This window comes from Vibrio sp. JZG10, from assembly GCF_054064075.1.
Genome location: NZ_JBSUGE010000002.1, coordinates 144,655 through 162,521 on the forward strand (window position 1 = coordinate 144,655; position 17,867 = coordinate 162,521).

Consider the following 17,867-nt stretch of genomic DNA (forward strand, 5'->3'; position numbering starts at 1 on the left):
GCTGGTCGTAAGGCCAGCCATACCAAATCGTTATGTTCTAGATGGAAATAGCAGTGTCACTTAACTTTCGCGATCCCAGTAAGCTAAAGCATGAATTCAGCACAGGAGGCTATGCTGAGCTTGATAGCCCGTGGTTGACTCGATTCAATGAATCTTCTGATCTTTTAGAGTCAGCTCGAATTTGGCTAGAAGGTACGCGTTCAAGAGATTTGGACAGTTTTCGTCATAGTGTGATGAACACGATAAACCGAATTGATGAGCTATTAGAATCTCAACTAAACGAAATAATACATCATCCTGAGTTTCAACAACTCGAAAGAGGTTGGATCGGCGTGAGGTATTTATGCGAACAGGTCGACACTCGCTCATCAGACTCCGTCAAAGTCAAGGTGTTGGCGGCAACATGGAATGAAGTCAGTAAAGATGCACTAAAAGCCATCGAATTTGACCAATCAGCATTATTTAAGCTGCTCTATCAAAATGAATATGGCATGGCCGGGGGAGAACCCTTTGGCGTGGTAGTTGGCGATTATCAACTTCGTTGTGATGCGAGTAAAAATTATTTTGATAGAGATCTGTCTGTGCTCAGCAAGATCTCTCAGTCTGCAGCGGCAGCATTCAGCCCGTTCATTATGTCAGCATCGCCGGAGATGTTTGGTGTTGACAGTTTTTCACAGCTCTCTGCGATAAGAGATATTGCGGCCCAATTTGAACAGGCAGATTACGCAAAATGGCGCAGTTTGAGAGACAACGATGATACCAAATTTATTGGCCTGACTGCGCCGAATGTTTTATTCCGTCAGCCATATAAAAGTGATGGTTCACGCAACGATCAGTTCGACTTTCAAGAGCATGTCTACGACTCTAATCGCGATTTGCTATGGGGGAGTAGCGCGTATTGTTTTGCGGCCGTATCAATTAGAGCGTTTCAGGAGCATGGGTGGTTTACGCACATGCGAGGCATTAAGCAAGGGGATTATAGTCAGGGTATTATCGTCGCTCCTACTAGGAACAAAATGCGTGTTAATGGCAAGAATGACCGTGAAAGATGTCCTTTAAACTTAAAGATCTCTGAGAGAAAAGAACAAGAGTTGTCTGAATGCGGTTTCATTTCTATTTCTCCTGTACCTGAAACCGATATGGTAGGGATGACCTCGAATGTATCTCTCTACAAGCCTAAGCAATATGCAGAAAAACACATTTCAACGAATGCAAAGCTCACGTCGATGTTGCAATACACGTTGTGTGTGTCGCGAGTCGCACATTATCTCAAGGTTATGGGGCGTGACAAGATTGGTGGGTATCAAGATGCAGAAAGCCTAGAGCGGGACTTTCAACGATGGTTGCATCAGTACACTACCGCGTCGGATGAAGCATCTGATGAACTTAGGGCTAAGTACCCCTTAAATGAAGCGAAAATTACGGTTCGAGAGAAAAGAGAAACTCCAGGACACTATTACTCTGTTATCCATTTGCGACCGCACTTCCAGCTCGATCAAATGGTATCTAGCATTAAATTAATTACTGAATTATCACCAGAGCACTTGGTGTAAGGAAATAACAATGACCCAATGGAAAAATGCTTTGTCCCAAGGCCAATTGCAACAAGCTCTAGAGCTATTAATTGATGAAATTAAAGCGGCGCCTAAAGATGCAAGCTTGAGAAGCTCGTTCATTGAGCTGCTTTGCATTGATGGAGACTTCGAGCGTGCGGATGAGCAACTTATGCAATCGATCAAATTGTTTCCTGAGTATCTACCTGGTGCAAGTCAGTTGCGACATTTAGTGAAAGCGGCCCAGGCTAGAAAAGATTTTATCGACGGTGCGGCTAGTGCCAAGGTATTAGGTGACGAGGAATTCACTAAAGAGCTTGTTCGCTTTAACCTCGCTCTCAAAAATCAAGACTATGCAGAAGCGTCACACCTAGCGCATAGCATTGAAGAGCATCGTACTATTAAAGGCTTTAACATAAACGGTACAAACTATGAAGATGCTAGGGATATTGATGATCGTTTAGGTGGTTACATTGAACTGTTTTCCACCGCGGGTAACTATTTTCTTGTTCCAATTTCTAGCATTCAAGCGCTAGAAATAAAAGCACCTACCTCTTTATTAGAAAGTATTTGGCGACCTGTAGAGTTTGATATTGACGGACTTGGCGAAGGAGAAGGCCATATGCCATTGACCTATGTTGACTCAGAAACTGACGCACAAAAGCTAGGTCGAGAAACAGATTGGAAACAGCTTGGTGAGCAAGAATCCTTCGTGGGTTTAGGCCAAAAATGTTGGCTAGTTGGTGATTCAGCCCTCTCAATCTGTGACTTGACTACATTGTTAGAATCGAAACAAATAGCGTAACAAGAACATGTCTTTAACCGTTTCTCTGCTGGACAAATTGATGGATAGTGATCCTTCAACTAGAGATGAAAAAGATTTCCCTACGAGCCAACAACAGATGTTGAACAGCTTGCTTAGAGATCTGGAGTCTATGTTAAATAGTCGTATCGGATGGAAAAACATTCCTGATGACCTTTTAGAGGTTCGCTATTCAATATTGAATTATGGTCTGCCAGATTTTTCCTCTATGCCTTATAGCAGCCAAGAGGGGCAGAATCAGCTTTGTGACATTGTTCATGATGCAATTAAAGAGTTCGAGCCTAGGTTAAGGAATCCTTATGTCCAGATTTCGGACGAGAAAAACGCTATTGATAGGGTGTTGAGGTTACAAATCAGCGCCACTTGCTTAATTGATAACAGCATTCATGAAGTGCGATTCAATTCTGAAGTCGAGCCGGTAAATTTAGGTATGAAACTGAGTAGAGCGAAATGAGTGAAGAGTTTCTCAAATACTATAATCGCGAGTTAGCTTATTTACGTCACAAAGGACAAGAGTTTGGGGAGCAGTATCCTAAGATCGCTGCGAGACTCCGTATCAGTGAGGAGCAGGTTGACGATCCACATGTAGAAAGATTGCTAGAAGGCTGTGCATTTCTAACGGCAAGGATTAGACAAAGTTTAGACAATAGTTATCCTCAGTTCACTGAATCTTTGATGGGGCAGTTATATCCGGATTTTCACGCACCAATTCCATCAATGTCCGTCATTAAGATGAACTGCTCTAGCTCCACTTCCTCTTTTTTTGACGTAGAAGAAGGTGAGCGAGTCGTTATCGGTGCTCCTGGATACCACGAATGCGAGTTTAGAACCTGTTATCCGGTCAGAATGTACCCTGTTGATGTGACCTCTGGCGCTTTCAAAAACGCACCGCTTAAATCGGTGGGCTCCCAATGGGAAAGCCATGCTCATTCAGTTCTGAAAATCCAGCTCACCGCCCAAGATGAAGAGACATCTCTGAGTGAAATGGGATTAGAACGGTTGCGCTTTTATTTAAACGGGCAATCTCAGTTGACGTTTAAACTTTACCAAATGCTATTTCAAAATCTAATTGGTTTATCTGTCGTTGCGGGTGGCAAAGAAGTCCGTTCTTTAACGAAAAGGCATCTTATTGAAGTGGGATTTTCAGAAGATGAGAAGGTTGTTCCATACAGTAAGAGAAGCTTTTCGGGAGCAAGATTACTTGTTGAGTATCTGCACTTTCCTGAGAAGTTCATGTTCTTTGATATCACTGAACTCGGATTATCAGAACTAGCTCTTGGAGAGCAAGTTGAGCTGTATTTTTACTTTGATACCAATGATGATTGGCTTCCTAAGCAAGTGGATGAAGAGAGCTTGATGGTTGGTTGTGTGCCAGTCGTAAACTTATTTAAAAGTGTTATGGAGCCAAAGCGTATTCTACCAACCGAGTACGATTACCACTTATCACCGCAATACCAGGAAGCCGAGAGTAACGAGGTTGTCTCTATTTCTGACGTAACATTGAGAAACTGGAACAAAACGTATCACAACCTGCCATGTTATCACGCTGGTGAGCACACGCATTATATGAACGCCAGTGAAATTTATTGGTTGATGAGACGTGAGGATAAAAACTGGGCTGGTGGATACGATGAGCCGGGTAGGGAAACGTACATTTCTTTTGTTGATAAAAGGCATCAATTGTTCAGTCCAGAGAGCCGAGAAAACTGGTTAATGTACGTTGAAGCTGAGTGCTGCAATCGTAATTTAGCGCAGAAGCTTCCATTTGGAGGCGGTCTTCCAAAAGTCTCTTTGCCGGAAGTAAATGACAACTTCGAGTCAGTTCGTTGTTTAGTTTCTATATCAGAAACCCTCCGGCCAGAAATGGATGAAAGTACACGATGGCAGCTAACTAAGCTTCTAACTTTAAACCACTTTACCGAAGAAGATGGATTAACAACTTTGAAGCAAACCCTGAATCTCTACGCGTTTTCTGGGACAGCAGAAACGAAAGCGGTAATTGATGCTTTAGCGAAGCTAGAGTTCGAGCCGACTACAGGTAGAGTCAGTCAGAAAGGTAAAGTTGGTTTTGCGCACGGTATAAAAATCATTTTGACAGTTTCTGATCAAATTTTACCTAAAGAGCAAATCTTCCTCCTAGGTAGTGTGCTATCCGTTTACTTTGCACAATATGCTGAAATTAACATTTTTACGCAGCTAGAAATAAGACTTAAGTCAACGGGAAAGCCCTTCCACATATGGCCTGCATTAACTGGCGATAAGGTGTTGCTATGAGCGCGGAGCAATTTTATCGAGATCTAAAGCAACATCCGTTGTTTGAAGCAATTCACCTTATCGAACACGAGATCTTGCAAGCCGAGGCACAAATAGGGACAGATGCTCTACCGAAGCATGAAAAACTAAACTTAAAGGTCAATCCATCGTTAGGTTTTGAAAATGCGCAGCTTTGCGATCTAAAACATATTGATAGCCACAAGCTAGCACTTGAAACCAATTTAATAGGCCTAACGGGTGAGCAGGGGGTGCTTCCTCAGCACTACAGCGAGTTAGCTTTACATCGTCAAAAAGAAGGCGATACGGCAATGGTGGACTTCTACGATATTTTTAACCATCGTTTACTGTCTCTTTACTATCGATGCTGGCAACTAAGTCAATTGACCGTTCAGTCTCGTGCTCATGCACAGGGATTACGTTCACCTTTAGAAGATTGTAAGTCGGCATTAACTGGCCAGGGTAGTTCGTTGTCCCTGCATTATGGTGGTGTTTTTGCTTCACCGACGAGAAGCAAAGCTGGACTAAAAAGTGTTCTTGAATGTTTATCTGGATGCCAAGTAAAGATTCATGAGTTTCAAGGGCAGTGGCTACATCTTGCAAAAGAAGAGCAAACACGTCTTTCATCTCGAACTATGCCTGAAGGGCAGTTTGCTCAACTTGGTTCCGGAGCATCCTTAGGCTCGAAAGCTTGGAATATAAACGCAGGAACAACGATCGAGTTTCTGCCAAAGCACAAAGATCTGGTTAGTAAATTACTGCCTAACCATCCAAATGTAGAAATTATTAAACGTGCGGCTTATGAATTTATTGGTAAGCATAAGCAAGTGAAATGGCAGCTCACCACCAAACATAGTTTATTACCTCAAGTTTGTTTATCAAAAAAACATGGTCAATTAGGTGTTGGTTCTGTACTTAAAAAACATAAACGCACAAAAGATCGAACCATAACAATTACTATTTAAAGGAAACATAATGGCTTCACTCTCACTTTCAGCGTTGGTCGAAAGATTGTCTCCTCAGGCTAAGGAAACACTTGAACAAGCAGCTGCGATGGCAAGCTCTCGAACCCATCACAGTATTGAAATGTCTCACTGGTTAATGACGATTATTCAACACCCTGCCGATATTTACTCGGAAGTTTTCGACGAATTTGATGTCGATAAAATCAAGGTTGAAACTGATCTTCAAAAGACACTTGAAAAATACAAAACGGGATGTCAATCGGTCCCAGGTCTTTCAGCTCACACAGTGACTGTGATGCAAAATGCTTTGCTATCGGCAACGATTGAGTTCAATCAGGAGCAGTTGGATTGCATTCATCTTTTATTTGCCTACTTGTCTGATGATACGTTAGTCAACATGGCTAGTTCGATTAGCCCTGAGTTAAACAAGATAGAACCATCTCGGTTATTGAACTTTAAAGAAAGTAATACGCGTCAATCAGGATCGAATGACCTAGGGAAATCAAACGCGAATTCTGCGCTGAATCAATTTACAACAGATCTTACTGAGCAGGCTAGGGAAGGTAAGATAGATCCGGTTATTGGTAGAGACAATGAAATCCGTTTAATGATCGACATCTTATTAAGACGTCGACAAAACAACCCGATTCTAACTGGTGAAGCTGGCGTTGGAAAAACAGCCGTTGTTGAAGGTTTGGCGCAAAAGATTATTGATGGCGATGTACCTCCTGCTCTACAAAATGTAGCGATTAAGTCTTTGGATCTGGCGTTATTGCAAGCTGGTGCTGGCATGAAAGGTGAGTTTGAAAACAGACTTAAAAACCTTGTGAAAGAAGTTAACGACGCACCACAACCCATTATTTTGTTTATCGATGAAGCACATGGTCTGATTGGTGGTGGGGGACAAGCAGGACAAGGTGATGCAGCGAATATTCTAAAGCCAGCGTTAGCGAGAGGTGAACTCAGAACGATCGCAGCAACAACTTGGGCAGAATATAAAAAGTATTTTGAAAAAGACGCGGCTCTTACCAGACGCTTTCAAGTAGTGAAGGTCGACGAGCCAGCGCCTGAGCTTGCGGTCGAGATGTTACGTGGTTTACTTGATGTAATGGCACAACACCATGACGTCCACATCACTAGCCAGGCTCTCAATGCTGCCGTTCAACTCTCAGCTCGATACATTAATGGCCGACAACTGCCAGATAAGGCTGTGTCTGTTTTAGACACAGCCTGCTCGCGAGTCGCGTTAAGTCAATCGTCTACACCGGGAGGTCTAGATGCGAAAAGGAATAAACTAAAAGCTAAGCAAGCTGAGTATGAGCACCTAAGCCAAGAAAGTCAGCTAGGTGCACCTCTTGATATGCAGTTGCAAGATGTCAGAAAAGAAATTGATGTTCTATCTAGTGAAATAGTTGAACTAGAGATGCTGTGGGAGAAAGAAAAAGAGTGGGTAAGTGAAGCTAAGTCACTTAGAGCTCAAATAATCAAGGAGGGTTCTGAGACTGCTAAGGACAAGTTACAGGAGCTCGAAAGTAGCCTCTCCGCTAACTCGCAGCCATTAGTATTTTCGCATGTCAATGAAGCGCTTATTGCAGAAGTAATTTCAGATTGGACCGGGATACCACTGGGCAAACTTCAGGATGATGAAATCCAAGCTGTACTGAGTTTGAAAGAGAGTTTGTGTAAACGAGTTGTCGGACAGGATCACGCTTTGGAAGTCATGTCTGAAGTGATAAAAACTGCCAGTGCACAGCTCACGGATGAGACACGACCAAATGGTGTATTTCTTCTCACGGGACCAAGTGGAGTGGGTAAAACTGAATCTGCTTTAGCTATTGCAGAGAAAGTGTACGGCAGTGAAGAGAATGTCACAACTATCAATATGTCCGAGTTTAAAGAAGAGCACAAAGTTTCCTTATTATTAGGCTCTCCTCCAGGTTATGTTGGGTATGGCGAAGGTGGTGTACTTACTGAAGCCGTCAGACGCAAACCTTATAGTGTGATTCTCTTGGATGAAATGGAAAAAGCGCACCCTGGAGTTCAAGATATTTTTTATCAGGTATTCGATAAAGGCTCAATTAAAGATGGTGAAGGTCGCGATATAGATTTTAAAAACACTATTATTATTATGACCGCGAATACAGGGACAGAAACGACGATGTCTTTGTATTCTGATCCTGATTTATCTCCAGAACCTTCAGCACTAAAAGATGCTTTGCGTGACGATTTGTTGGTTGACTTTAAACCTGCATTTTTAGGACGTGTTAATGTATTACCTTATTTGCCTCTATCAAGAGAAGTATTGATAGAAATAACAAAATTAAAATTAGCCAAAGTTACGAATCGAATTCGTAAAAACTACGGCGCTGACCTATTTTTTGATGAAGAACTAATTAATGATATTGTAGACAATAGTGATGAGTCGGGGAGCGGTGCACGTGTGGTACAGACAACCATAGAAAACACATTACTTCCTAAGATTTCTCATGAAATATTGCATGCAATTCTTAATGATAAGACGTTTGATGAAATTATTGTTAAAGGTACAACTAGTGGACTTGATGTCTCAATAGTTTAACATCCTTTACACTCTCAATAATAATTGGGAGTTAGTTCATATTAACTATTATTTTTTATAAAAAACGCTTAAATTAAGTCTTGTTTAAAGATATAACAGGGCGTATTTAAAATGAAGTTTTTGATACATTAATCACTAATTATCATCAAACGTCAGATAATTAAATTACTACGATATATGTCAATTAATAATGCTATAGGAGATTAGCATGCAGTCTAATACGTATCTTAAATACGCAGATATTAAGGGTGAGGCAACTGCCGAGCAATATAAAGATTTGATTACACTACTATCTGTAGATTGGAGTGTAGGTCGTGAGATCTCATCATACACTGGTACAGCGATGGACCGTGAAGCGAGCGCTACTCGTCTATATGATTTGACTATCACTAAACTTCAAGACCGTTCTTCTCCTGACTTATTTAAAGAAGCGACAATTGGTAAAGGTAAACCTGCGGTTTTCCATATTACTAAGCAGGGTGAGAAAGTTGAAGAAATCATGAAGATCGAACTGACTGATGCGATGATTTCTAATTACTCAGTTTCTATCCAGGATGATCGTCCAGTTGAAACCATCACTATTTCTTACACTGAAATGATGATGACAGTGACTCCTACTGACGATAAAAACAACACTTCTGCGCCATTGGTATACGGCTACAGCGGTGTTAAAGGTCAACAAATGTAATTTTTATGCGGGGGAATATTCCCCCGCATTTTTTGAAAGAAGTATTTAATGAAAAGAGCAACTCAAGATAACAATTTCATCCGAATTTCCTCTCCATTCGGAAAAGATGCCATCATACTAAACTCATTTGAGTATAGAGAAGAGATCTCAGAACTTTTTTCATTGCGTGCTAAAGCTTACTTTAATGATCAACGAAGTGAGTTAAACGAAATAATTGGTAAAGAAGTAACAATTACCCTTGAAAATAGTGAGGATGTTTCTTCAAAACCTCGTTATATACATGGTTATGTATCTGCTGCAAGATTAGAAGGGCAACGAGTTTCTAATACTCATAATGGTGAGAATTATAAAAATATAGAGTTATTAATAGAACCTAAATTACGTTTCGCCGATTATAGAAAAAATTGCAGAATATTTCAGCATAAAGATATAAAAGAAATTATCTCCGAAGTACTCTCGGAGCATAGTGTTGCCTTTAGTTTTGAGTTAACTAAGTCGTACCCTAAATACACATACAAAGTGCAATATGAAGAGTCAGACCTTGAATTTGTCCGACGCTTATTGTCAGAAGAAGGGCTATCGTTCTGTTTCACACACACTAAGTCTGTCCACACGCTTAAGATTTTTGACGACATCAGTTTCTATAAGCCGGGTACAGAGTTTTTAGTCGATTTTGATACAGGTACGGCTAAGTCTAGTCATATTTCTTCTTGGCATGAAACCCAAGTTTTGACGACGAAAGCAAGCCAAAAGTCTGGCTATAACATGCTTAAGCCTTCGTCTAATCCTAAAAATACTGCCAAGGGTGAAAGTGATTTTTTTACCGTGCCTGAAAGCGAGTATTTTGAATACATGGGTGAAACGGAAAGTGATGATCAATACGCACTTAGAAACACGCACGCTATAGAAGCACTACAGCAAAACGCATATCTGTGCCGTGGTGAGGCAACGTGTCGAACGTTCAGTGTGGGAAAGTGCTTTAAGTTTAAAAAGCATGAAGATAAGTCTCGAGTCGGCAAAGAATACGTACTGTCCTCCGTTTTTTTATCTGCGGCTGTTTATAATCAGACTGGTCAAGGTGGCACTACTGCGCAAGGTGTCAAAGTATCATTTAGTTGTGTTGACTCAAAAACAATCCTTCGCCCTTCAGTGAACTATCCGAAACCTCAAATGAAAGGTTTGCAAACCGCAGTGGTAACGGGAAACAAAGATGGCGAAATTTACATAGACAAACACGGTCGTATTAAAGTTCAGTTTCACTGGGATCGTGTTGGTAAATACGATGTAAACAGCTCATGTTGGATTCGTGTTGCGCAAAATATCGCGGGTAACGGTTGGGGCTCGGTGTTTCATCCTAGAGTAGGACAAGAGGTCATCGTCGAGTTTGTCAATGGCGATCCTGACCAGCCAATTGTTACGGGGTCACTGTACAATGGTAGTCAACTCCCTCCCTACACGTTACCAGAGCAAAGCTCTCAAAGTGGTTATAAATCGCGTTCTGTACAAAAAGGCACATCTAATTTTAATGAGTTGCGCTTTGATGACAAACCCGGTGAAGAACACATCTATCTTCATGCCGAAAAACTTTTCCAAATGCTAGTTGAAGACTGTGTTGATATTGCCGTTGAAAACAGTAAAACCGAAAAAGTGACGAATGATGTCAATCAAGAGATTGGCAAGAATGCGACCTTGAAAGTAGGTAAAAATTTTTCTAATGAAACGGGTGAAGTGCTGTCTTTTAATGCAGGAAAGAGTATCGAGATCAAAGTCGGTGGCGCTTCGATTCAGATGTCTAGTTCCGGAGAAATCAACATCAAAGGCAATAAAATATCTATTAACGGCTCTGCTATCGCTCTTAAAGCTGGGCAAATTTCATTGAACTAAGGTGATTTAAAGTGGGTAAACCAGCCGCAATATTGGGCAGCTTTCATCTTTGTCCTAAAAAAACAGGAAAAATTCCTCATGTAGGTGGCCCCGTCGTAGTTGGCTCGCCAAACGTGACAATTGGCGGCATTCCAGCAGCTAGGCAGGGAGATAAGCTTATCTGTATAGGTCCTCCGGATAGCATCTCAGCAGGCTCTTCTAGCGTTACAATCAACGGTAAGCCAGCGGCAAGGGTCGGGGATTCAACGTCTCATGGTGGTAAAATTCTGTCTGGCATGCCTACGGTTTTAATCGGAGGCTAGATGCCACTCGCATTTCAAACTCATCTTCTTGCCATTAATGGCAGGCCATACACTGTTCGTGATATAGCTAACGAATGTTTTAGATTGCCCGCAGAAACACCAAGATCCTATCCTGATCAATCACTGTATGAGCAGATATTAAATCTTGTGCGCTCTAAGCGCGAGATACTGGAGCAAAGTGATATCAAAGGGAATATCTGTGTTCTTTTACCGTCTTCGGTAGATAAAAGCTTGCTTAAGGCATTGATAAACGAGTTTTCTCTTATCCTTGGTAACTCTGCCAATAGAGAAATTTATTTTTATCCTTATGGTCAAGCGGCGTTCTTGATGGCGCTAAATCGGATAAACCGTGAAGTTGATGAAACACAAGCCACTTGGATACTGGCTATAGAAATTGCTCGCGATGCAGAAAAGCATGCCAAATCTCAAAACTCGATCATTTTGACGAAGTGCTTTTTTCAACAGTCCGGCCTTGTTACTGATGATGTTCGAATTGATTTAGATACCAAACAACAAAGCATTGCTGTCGATAAAGTGTTTAAACAACTTGGAGTAGGGTGTGATCACTCACTTAGTGAGTTGCATTTATCCATTGATGGAGATGAGCCTCGATGGTTAAATGCTATGCAACTCTTGTCTCCCTGGGTGACCGATCAAACTCAGTATCAATTTATTGATGTTAAACTAGGAGGGCTGGGCGCATGCGGAGGTGTTCTAAAAGTGTTAATGATTGAGGAGCATCAAAGAAGCAGCCTCAACTCAGACTTCCACGTTTTGCAAGCTGATATCGAGCCAGATGGTTATACGGTGGGAGTTCTATACAATTGGCATAACGACGAGTAGTTCTTGAGCTAGTTTGTCCCTTCTAAACGTTGGTTTTTAATGGTTTAAATGTGACGGTTTTTTTATTCGAGACCATCGCTTAATGTTGCTTAAAAGGTGTTTATACAACGTTCTTCTCGCTTTCCGGTGAAATAATGAACCATAGAACATAAACTACATGAAAAGCTGTTCGACTCAAGATATCCTAACCCAAATTAAATATATTGAGCTTTGGTTTGTGCCAGATTCAGCCAGTCGCGTAATACTCTGATGTTTACACGGCTGAAATTCGGATTCTTGCAGAAGCAAACCTGGCTTAAAGATTTGGCAGAAAGTGAATTCGAATGAAGTTTATCCACACCTCAGATTGGCATCTTGGTCGACAATTCCACAATGTATCACTACTCGAAGATCAACAAGCAGTACTCGAACAACTGATTAACTATATTGAACACAACCCCGTCGATGCCGTTGTAGTGGCGGGAGATATTTATGACCGTTCGGTGCCACCAACGGTTGCAATAGAACTGCTAAATCGAGTCGTGAAGCGTATTTGTACTGAACTGAAAACACCGATGATATTGATATCTGGCAACCATGATGGTGCAGAACGATTAGGTTTTGGCTCAGAGCAAATGAAAAATGCAGGCCTTCATATTGTTAGTAACTTTGAAGATATGCTAACTCCCATCATCATAAAAACGGACTCTGCGGGTGAGGTAGCGTTTTATGGCATGCCTTATAACGACCCTGAACAGGTCAGGTTCGCCTACAAAACCTCGGTATCAACTCATGATAAGGCACATCAACTGCTTGTAGAGCAAATAAGAGAGCATTTCATTTCAGAGCAAAGGCGTGTTCTCGTTAGCCACTGTTTTGTTGATGGTGCTATTGAGTCTGACTCTGAACGACCACTATCTATTGGTGGCTCTGATCGCGTAAGTCATGAGCATTTCTTGGATTTCGACTACGTCGCACTTGGTCATTTACATCAGCCTCAAAAGAAAGGCGCAGAGCATATCCGTTATTCTGGTTCGCTCATGAAGTACAGTTTTGGTGAACAGAACCAGAAGAAAGGCTTCACGTTAGTCGAACTAGACAAGAAAGGATTTGTCTCTGCTAAACATATTGAGCTAATTGCCCCTCATGAAATGCGCATTGTTGAGGGAGAGCTAGATAAAGTCATAGAGCAGGGCAAGACTGACCCTAAAAATGAAGATTATTTGTTAGTTCGTTTGATGGATAAACATGCGATTTTAAATCCAATGGAAAAGCTTCGTTCGGTGTATCCAAACGTTTTACATCTTGAGAAACCGGGTATGTTAATTGGGGTAGAGCAGGAAATGGCGCAAGCAAAGTTGGCCCGAAGCGAAATTGATATGTTCCGAGACTTTTTTATTGAGGCACAAGATAGTCAATTATCCCAAGAGCAAGAACAAGCCGTTACTGACATTATTAAGCAATTATCACAGCAATAGGGACCAAAGATGAAACCAATTAAACTTACCATGCAAGCCTTTGGTCCGTTTGCAAAAACCGAAGTCATTGACTTTGAAAAGCTTGGCCGTAACCCTCTGTTTTTGATTAATGGTCCTACAGGCTCAGGTAAAACGTCGATCTTAGATGCCATTTGCTTTGCCCTTTACGGTGAAACTACCAGTAATGAGCGGCAAGGCATCCAGATGCGATGTGACTTATCGGCGCAAGATTTACCAACTGAAGTCGTTCTAGAATTTTCGTTACATGGCAAACAATACCGAGTTGTGCGATCTCCAGAGCAGGAAGCGCCCAAAGCGCGTGGTGAAGGGATGACGGTAAAAAAGCACACTGCGGCTCTTTATGAACTCGGCGAGACCGAAAAGCTCATCACTAGCAAGACGACTCAAGTTAAAACAGAAGTGAGCAATATTATTGGTTTGAATGAAACGCAATTTCGCCAAGTAATGGTATTGCCTCAAGGAAAATTCCGGGAGCTGTTGCTTGCTAGTTCTAAAGAGCGCGAAGAAATTTTTGGTCAGCTCTTTCAAACGGACATATATAAAAAAATTGAGTACGCGCTCAAAGATAAAGCGAGCGCAATCAGTAAAGCGAAAGATGAATTTGATAATCAAATTCGAGGCGCTTTACAAGTTGCAGGAGTGAGTTCAGAGCAGGAATTATTACACCAGTTTGAACAAGCAGCTGAGCAGCTAGAGGTCGATAGAAAGAAAGAACAAGCTTCGTTAGATAAGCTAAATGTTGCTAAATCTGAATTGCAAAAAGCGGAAACTATTAATGGAGAGTTTTCGAAACGAGAGCAAGCAGAAAACGCACTCAAGCTGCATCTAGAACACTCAGACTCGATAAAAGTTCGTCAACAGCAATTAGAAAACGCTAAAAATGCCAATAAGATAGAACTACCCTACGTTTCATTACAGAATGCAAAAGCTCAAACTCAAGAGCTCAGACAAAAAATAGTTGCTTTGAAAGAGAGCCTTGATAAAGCCAATGCTGTTACGAAAGAAAAAGAAAACTTGCAGCAAAGTGCAAAAGAAGCCGCGGCAAAAGTCCCACAGTTAACGCAACTGCAGTATCAACTTGAAAGCATGAAAGACAAGTTGGTTGAAAAAGCCAACTTGGAAAGAAAAATAACGGCAGGTCATCAACAAAAGCAACAATTTGAAGCAACGTTAAAACAGTACATAGAGCTGAAAGACAAGTTGGCGTTTCAGGCGCAACAGGGCCAGAAAGATCTAGAGCAAGCCCGAGTAGATGTTGCGCTTGTTGGCAGCATCGATGCGGAAATAAAACAAAAACAACGACTACTACAGGATCTACAAAAGCTGCATGGTCTTACTTTGGAGCTCTCTAAACTCACGGCGTTAACCGTAAGCAAGCAGCAGTCATTACAGGAAGCCAGTCAGCGCTATATGCAGTGTCAACAAGCCGCTGATACGATAGAGCTTAAGTGGCACAACGCTCAAGCGGCAGTATTAGCGCAGCGACTAAAGGCAGGTGAAGCATGTCCGGTATGTGGCAGCCAAGCGCATCCTAACCCTGCGACGTTTGTTGAAGAAGTCGTTACAAAAGAGCAAGTTCAGGCTGCCAGAGTGAAAGAAAGAGAAGCTCAAACCTCACTGAACCAGCTAAGTAATCAGCAAGAACAACATAACGTTGTCATTATTCAGCATCAGAATCAAATCGACCAGTTGAAAGAAGAGCTTGGTGAGCATGCAGCATCTGAGATCTCAACGGTTCAAACTGAGTTGCAGGCGCTTAATGATCAACTTCTACGTCTACAATCTATTGATATTGAAAAGCTAGAAAAGAACGTTGAACAGCTTAATCAACGCTGCTTAGTGGGTGAAAATAAAATTCATGAGCTGCAGAATCAAATGGCGGCAAATGAATCAACCGTTCAAGCAAACCAAGAACACTTGACTCAATTACAAGCTTCCATTGATCCGAAATACAGTTCCGTTGATGCGCTTGAGCGTGACATTTCGCTCACAAAAGAGCAAATTCTGACCTTGAATACAGGTTTAGAAAAGGCGCAAAACGCTTTGCAGCAAGCGGTATTAGCGCAATCGAATGCTGAAAGTCAGTTAGTGACGAACAAGCAGTGGCTATCTGAGTCAGAACGAAAGCTTAGCCAAGCAGAATTAGCGTGGAATGAGGCATTACAGGCGAGTAAATTTGAGGATGAAAGCAGTTATCTAAATAGCAGAGTGACAGATGATGAGCTTCAAGCGTGGCAGAAAGAAATAGACAACTTCAAACAGACACAAACCAAGCTTGAACAAACACTACATGATTTAAACCATGCATTGAAAGCGCTTGAAAGACCGGACTTGGATTCGCTTAACGACAGCTTAACCACTCTGCAGGCGCAGTATATTGAAGTAAGGAATCAGCTCGATACCACGCGCTCAACCTTTGAGCGAATTGAAAAAGTTCGTAAAGATATTGCTACGCTGCATGAGAAAAATAGCAAGTTAGAAGAAGAGTACAAAGTGTTTGGTACGTTATACGACGTTGCCAGCGGTAAAACAGGCAGCAGGGTTAGCCTACATCGCTTTGTTCTTGGTGTACTGTTGGATGATGTTTTAATTCAGGCCTCTCAACGTTTAAGCCTCATGAGTAAAGGGCGCTATATTCTTGCTCGAAAAACAGAGGGCTTCAAAGGCGCTGCGGGTCGCGGCTTAGATTTAATGGTTGAAGATGGTTACACAGGAAAAACACGTGATGTTGCGACACTTTCCGGTGGTGAATCGTTTATGGCAGCGCTTGCTTTGGCGCTTGGCTTGTCGGATGTTGTGCAATCCTATAGTGGTGGTATCCGTTTAGACACTTTATTCATTGATGAGGGCTTCGGTAGTTTAGACCCAGAATCTTTGGATCTCGCCATTCAAACGCTAGTGGATTTGCAACAGACTGGACGCATGATCGGTGTTATTTCTCACGTTTCTGAGTTAAAAGAACAAATGGCGCAGAGGATTGATGTTGAACCATCAAGAGTCGGTTCGATAGTATCGGTCAAATCTCAATGTAACTTCGCTGTCTAATTCAGTTGCTATCACAAACCCCAAAGCCCCTATCTAGGGGCTTTCTTACTTAATCGCTACTGTTCGCAAAAGTGGCCTTCTTTTGGCGACTGGGTAATCGCATACTCACCATCTAGGTTGCGATAAACAACTGTATTCCAAATAGAGCCATCATCCAATTCAAACTCAATGGCATAGTTGACGCCGCTAACGATTTGCGCGTGAACGTTCAGTATTTGTTTGAACGACGCTATTGTGTCCATTCTTTTCAAAACAAAAGCCATTGCCTTTTGTGCATCAGGGGTAGCATTAAACTCATTCCACCCACCTGGCATGTTTCCTTGTGTATTACATACATCTGCCGAGGTTGTTAATTGTGTCGCTTGGCTTGGGTTTTCCTGCTGGCAACCTGCAAGCAATACCAAAAGTGCACAAACTGACACTGTTTTTAATTTCATAACAATAACCTCTGTCTATATCGCGACGTATTATAGGAGGGGGATATGACAGCGTATGTCTATATTGTGCAAAATTTCTATATGCATACGGTTAAATGCTGACAAAATATACAAGTATGACCAACTTGTAAGTAAAACATAGAACAATATTGTTAGGGAATTGCTGACATAACGAGGTTTTGGTGTTCAGCAATGCTATTGATAATGAAGAACTGTGATGTGTAGCTACGTACCTTTGGGACAGTAGTGCGACTTAGTGATCGATTTGCTACCTTCTACAGTAAAATCAATCACTAAATCAAATTTAGGTGTTGTATGAAATCGCTAAAAACATTATTACTTTTATCACTTGTTACTTTATTTGGCTGTACCTCTAAACCTGATGGGGTGGAGCCAGTTAACTATTTTGATTTAGAGCCTTATCTAGGCAAGTGGTACGAAATCGCACGGCTCGATCATTCGTTTGAGCGTGGTCTATCCAACGTTACGGCCGAGTATCGGCTTCGCGAGGATGGTGGGGTTAAGGTGACAAACCGCGGATATTCAGAAGAAGATCAACAGTGGTCCGAAGCTGAAGGTAAAGCTTATTTTGTTGAAGACGAAACGGTTGCGCACTTAAAAGTCTCCTTTTTTGGGCCAATCTATTCTTCTTACATTGTGTTTGAGCTAGGTGAAAACTATGACTATGCGTTTGTCTCTGGTTACAACCACGATTACTTGTGGCTATTGTCTAGAACACCCAACGTTGATGAGAAAATCCTGGAGCGTTTTAAGCAGGTTGCTAAAGAGAAAGGTTTCGCGTTAGATGAGCTAATTCTCGTTGATCAAGAGAGTGGACGACAGTTTTAAGTTCATCAATGTGACTTCTAAAATCAACAGAAGCGAAGTTTCTGTCTCGCGGTTTTGAGTTTTGCTTGGAATATTTTTGTTACCTTGTAACCTCATGTAATCAAAAATATAGCCCCATCATTTGTGATTACTCGTGATGGGGCTTATATAA

General features: G+C 41.7%; 14 protein-coding genes. 13 read left to right on the forward strand and 1 reads right to left on the reverse strand.

The features are described from left to right. Positions 1-41: 41 nt before the first annotated feature. From tssC to ACWYVB_RS03255, 12 genes are all read left to right on the forward strand, one after another. Positions 42-1,553 carry a type VI secretion system contractile sheath large subunit gene (tssC, locus tag ACWYVB_RS03200; protein WP_152814361.1) on the forward strand — a complete coding sequence of 504 codons (1,512 nt, stop codon included), beginning with the start codon at positions 42-44 and terminating at the stop codon, positions 1,551-1,553. 10 nt (positions 1,554-1,563) lie between these two features. Then, positions 1,564-2,358 (forward strand): type VI secretion system accessory protein TagJ, encoded by a 795-nt coding sequence (locus ACWYVB_RS03205; protein ID WP_457527950.1) that lies wholly within the window; start codon positions 1,564-1,566, stop codon positions 2,356-2,358. Positions 2,359-2,365: 7 nt separating this feature from the next. Then, entirely contained in the window at positions 2,366-2,830 is a 465-nt protein-coding gene (tssE, locus tag ACWYVB_RS03210) for a type VI secretion system baseplate subunit TssE (protein ID WP_012842186.1), read from the forward strand. Further along, entirely contained in the window at positions 2,827-4,650 is a 1,824-nt protein-coding gene (gene tssF / locus ACWYVB_RS03215) for a type VI secretion system baseplate subunit TssF (protein ID WP_457527952.1), read from the forward strand. The genes tssE and tssF overlap by 4 nt, the downstream gene beginning before the upstream one ends. Beyond that, complete coding sequence (tssG, locus tag ACWYVB_RS03220; RefSeq protein WP_114322985.1) at positions 4,647-5,612, forward strand: type VI secretion system baseplate subunit TssG; 966 nt, start codon at positions 4,647-4,649, stop codon at positions 5,610-5,612. Before tssF ends, tssG begins: the two co-directional genes overlap by 4 nt. A 10-nt stretch (positions 5,613-5,622) precedes the next feature. Further along, on the forward strand, positions 5,623-8,190 hold the full coding sequence (tssH, locus tag ACWYVB_RS03225) for a type VI secretion system ATPase TssH (protein ID WP_457527954.1): 2,568 nt from the start codon (positions 5,623-5,625) through the stop codon (positions 8,188-8,190). A 208-nt stretch (positions 8,191-8,398) separates the two neighbouring features. Next, positions 8,399-8,878, forward strand: coding sequence for an Hcp family type VI secretion system effector (locus ACWYVB_RS03230; RefSeq protein ID WP_005375967.1), 480 nt, complete (start codon positions 8,399-8,401; stop codon positions 8,876-8,878). Positions 8,879-8,926: 48 nt separating this feature from the next. Further along, positions 8,927-10,762 carry a type VI secretion system tip protein TssI/VgrG gene (tssI, locus tag ACWYVB_RS03235; RefSeq protein WP_258621813.1) on the forward strand — a complete coding sequence of 612 codons (1,836 nt, stop codon included), beginning with the start codon at positions 8,927-8,929 and terminating at the stop codon, positions 10,760-10,762. Between the two features lie 11 nt (positions 10,763-10,773). Further along, positions 10,774-11,064, forward strand: a complete 291-nt coding sequence (locus ACWYVB_RS03240; protein ID WP_005375969.1) for a PAAR domain-containing protein — start codon at positions 10,774-10,776, stop codon at positions 11,062-11,064. Next, positions 11,065-11,907 carry an NAD/NADP transhydrogenase subunit beta gene (locus ACWYVB_RS03245; protein ID WP_457527962.1) on the forward strand — a complete coding sequence of 281 codons (843 nt, stop codon included), beginning with the start codon at positions 11,065-11,067 and terminating at the stop codon, positions 11,905-11,907. A gap of 323 nt (positions 11,908-12,230) precedes the next feature. Next, positions 12,231-13,364, forward strand: coding sequence for an exonuclease SbcCD subunit D (locus ACWYVB_RS03250; protein WP_457527964.1), 1,134 nt, complete (start codon positions 12,231-12,233; stop codon positions 13,362-13,364). Between the two features lie 9 nt (positions 13,365-13,373). Continuing rightward, the gene (locus ACWYVB_RS03255) at positions 13,374-16,430 is read left to right on the forward strand and encodes an AAA family ATPase (RefSeq protein WP_457527966.1); all 3,057 of its coding nucleotides are present in this window, start codon (positions 13,374-13,376) and stop codon (positions 16,428-16,430) included. Positions 16,431-16,486: 56 nt separating this feature from the next. Here the strand turns inward: ACWYVB_RS03255 and ACWYVB_RS03260 are convergent, their stop codons facing one another. Beyond that, the gene (locus ACWYVB_RS03260) at positions 16,487-16,867 is read right to left on the reverse strand and encodes a cystatin family protein (protein WP_005396397.1); all 381 of its coding nucleotides are present in this window, start codon (positions 16,865-16,867) and stop codon (positions 16,487-16,489) included. Between the two features lie 315 nt (positions 16,868-17,182). Between ACWYVB_RS03260 and ACWYVB_RS03265 the strand changes: the two genes are divergently transcribed. After that, a complete protein-coding gene (locus tag ACWYVB_RS03265; protein WP_457527968.1) occupies positions 17,183-17,716 on the forward strand; it encodes a lipocalin family protein in 534 nt (177 codons plus the stop codon). Positions 17,717-17,867 lie beyond the last annotated feature (151 nt).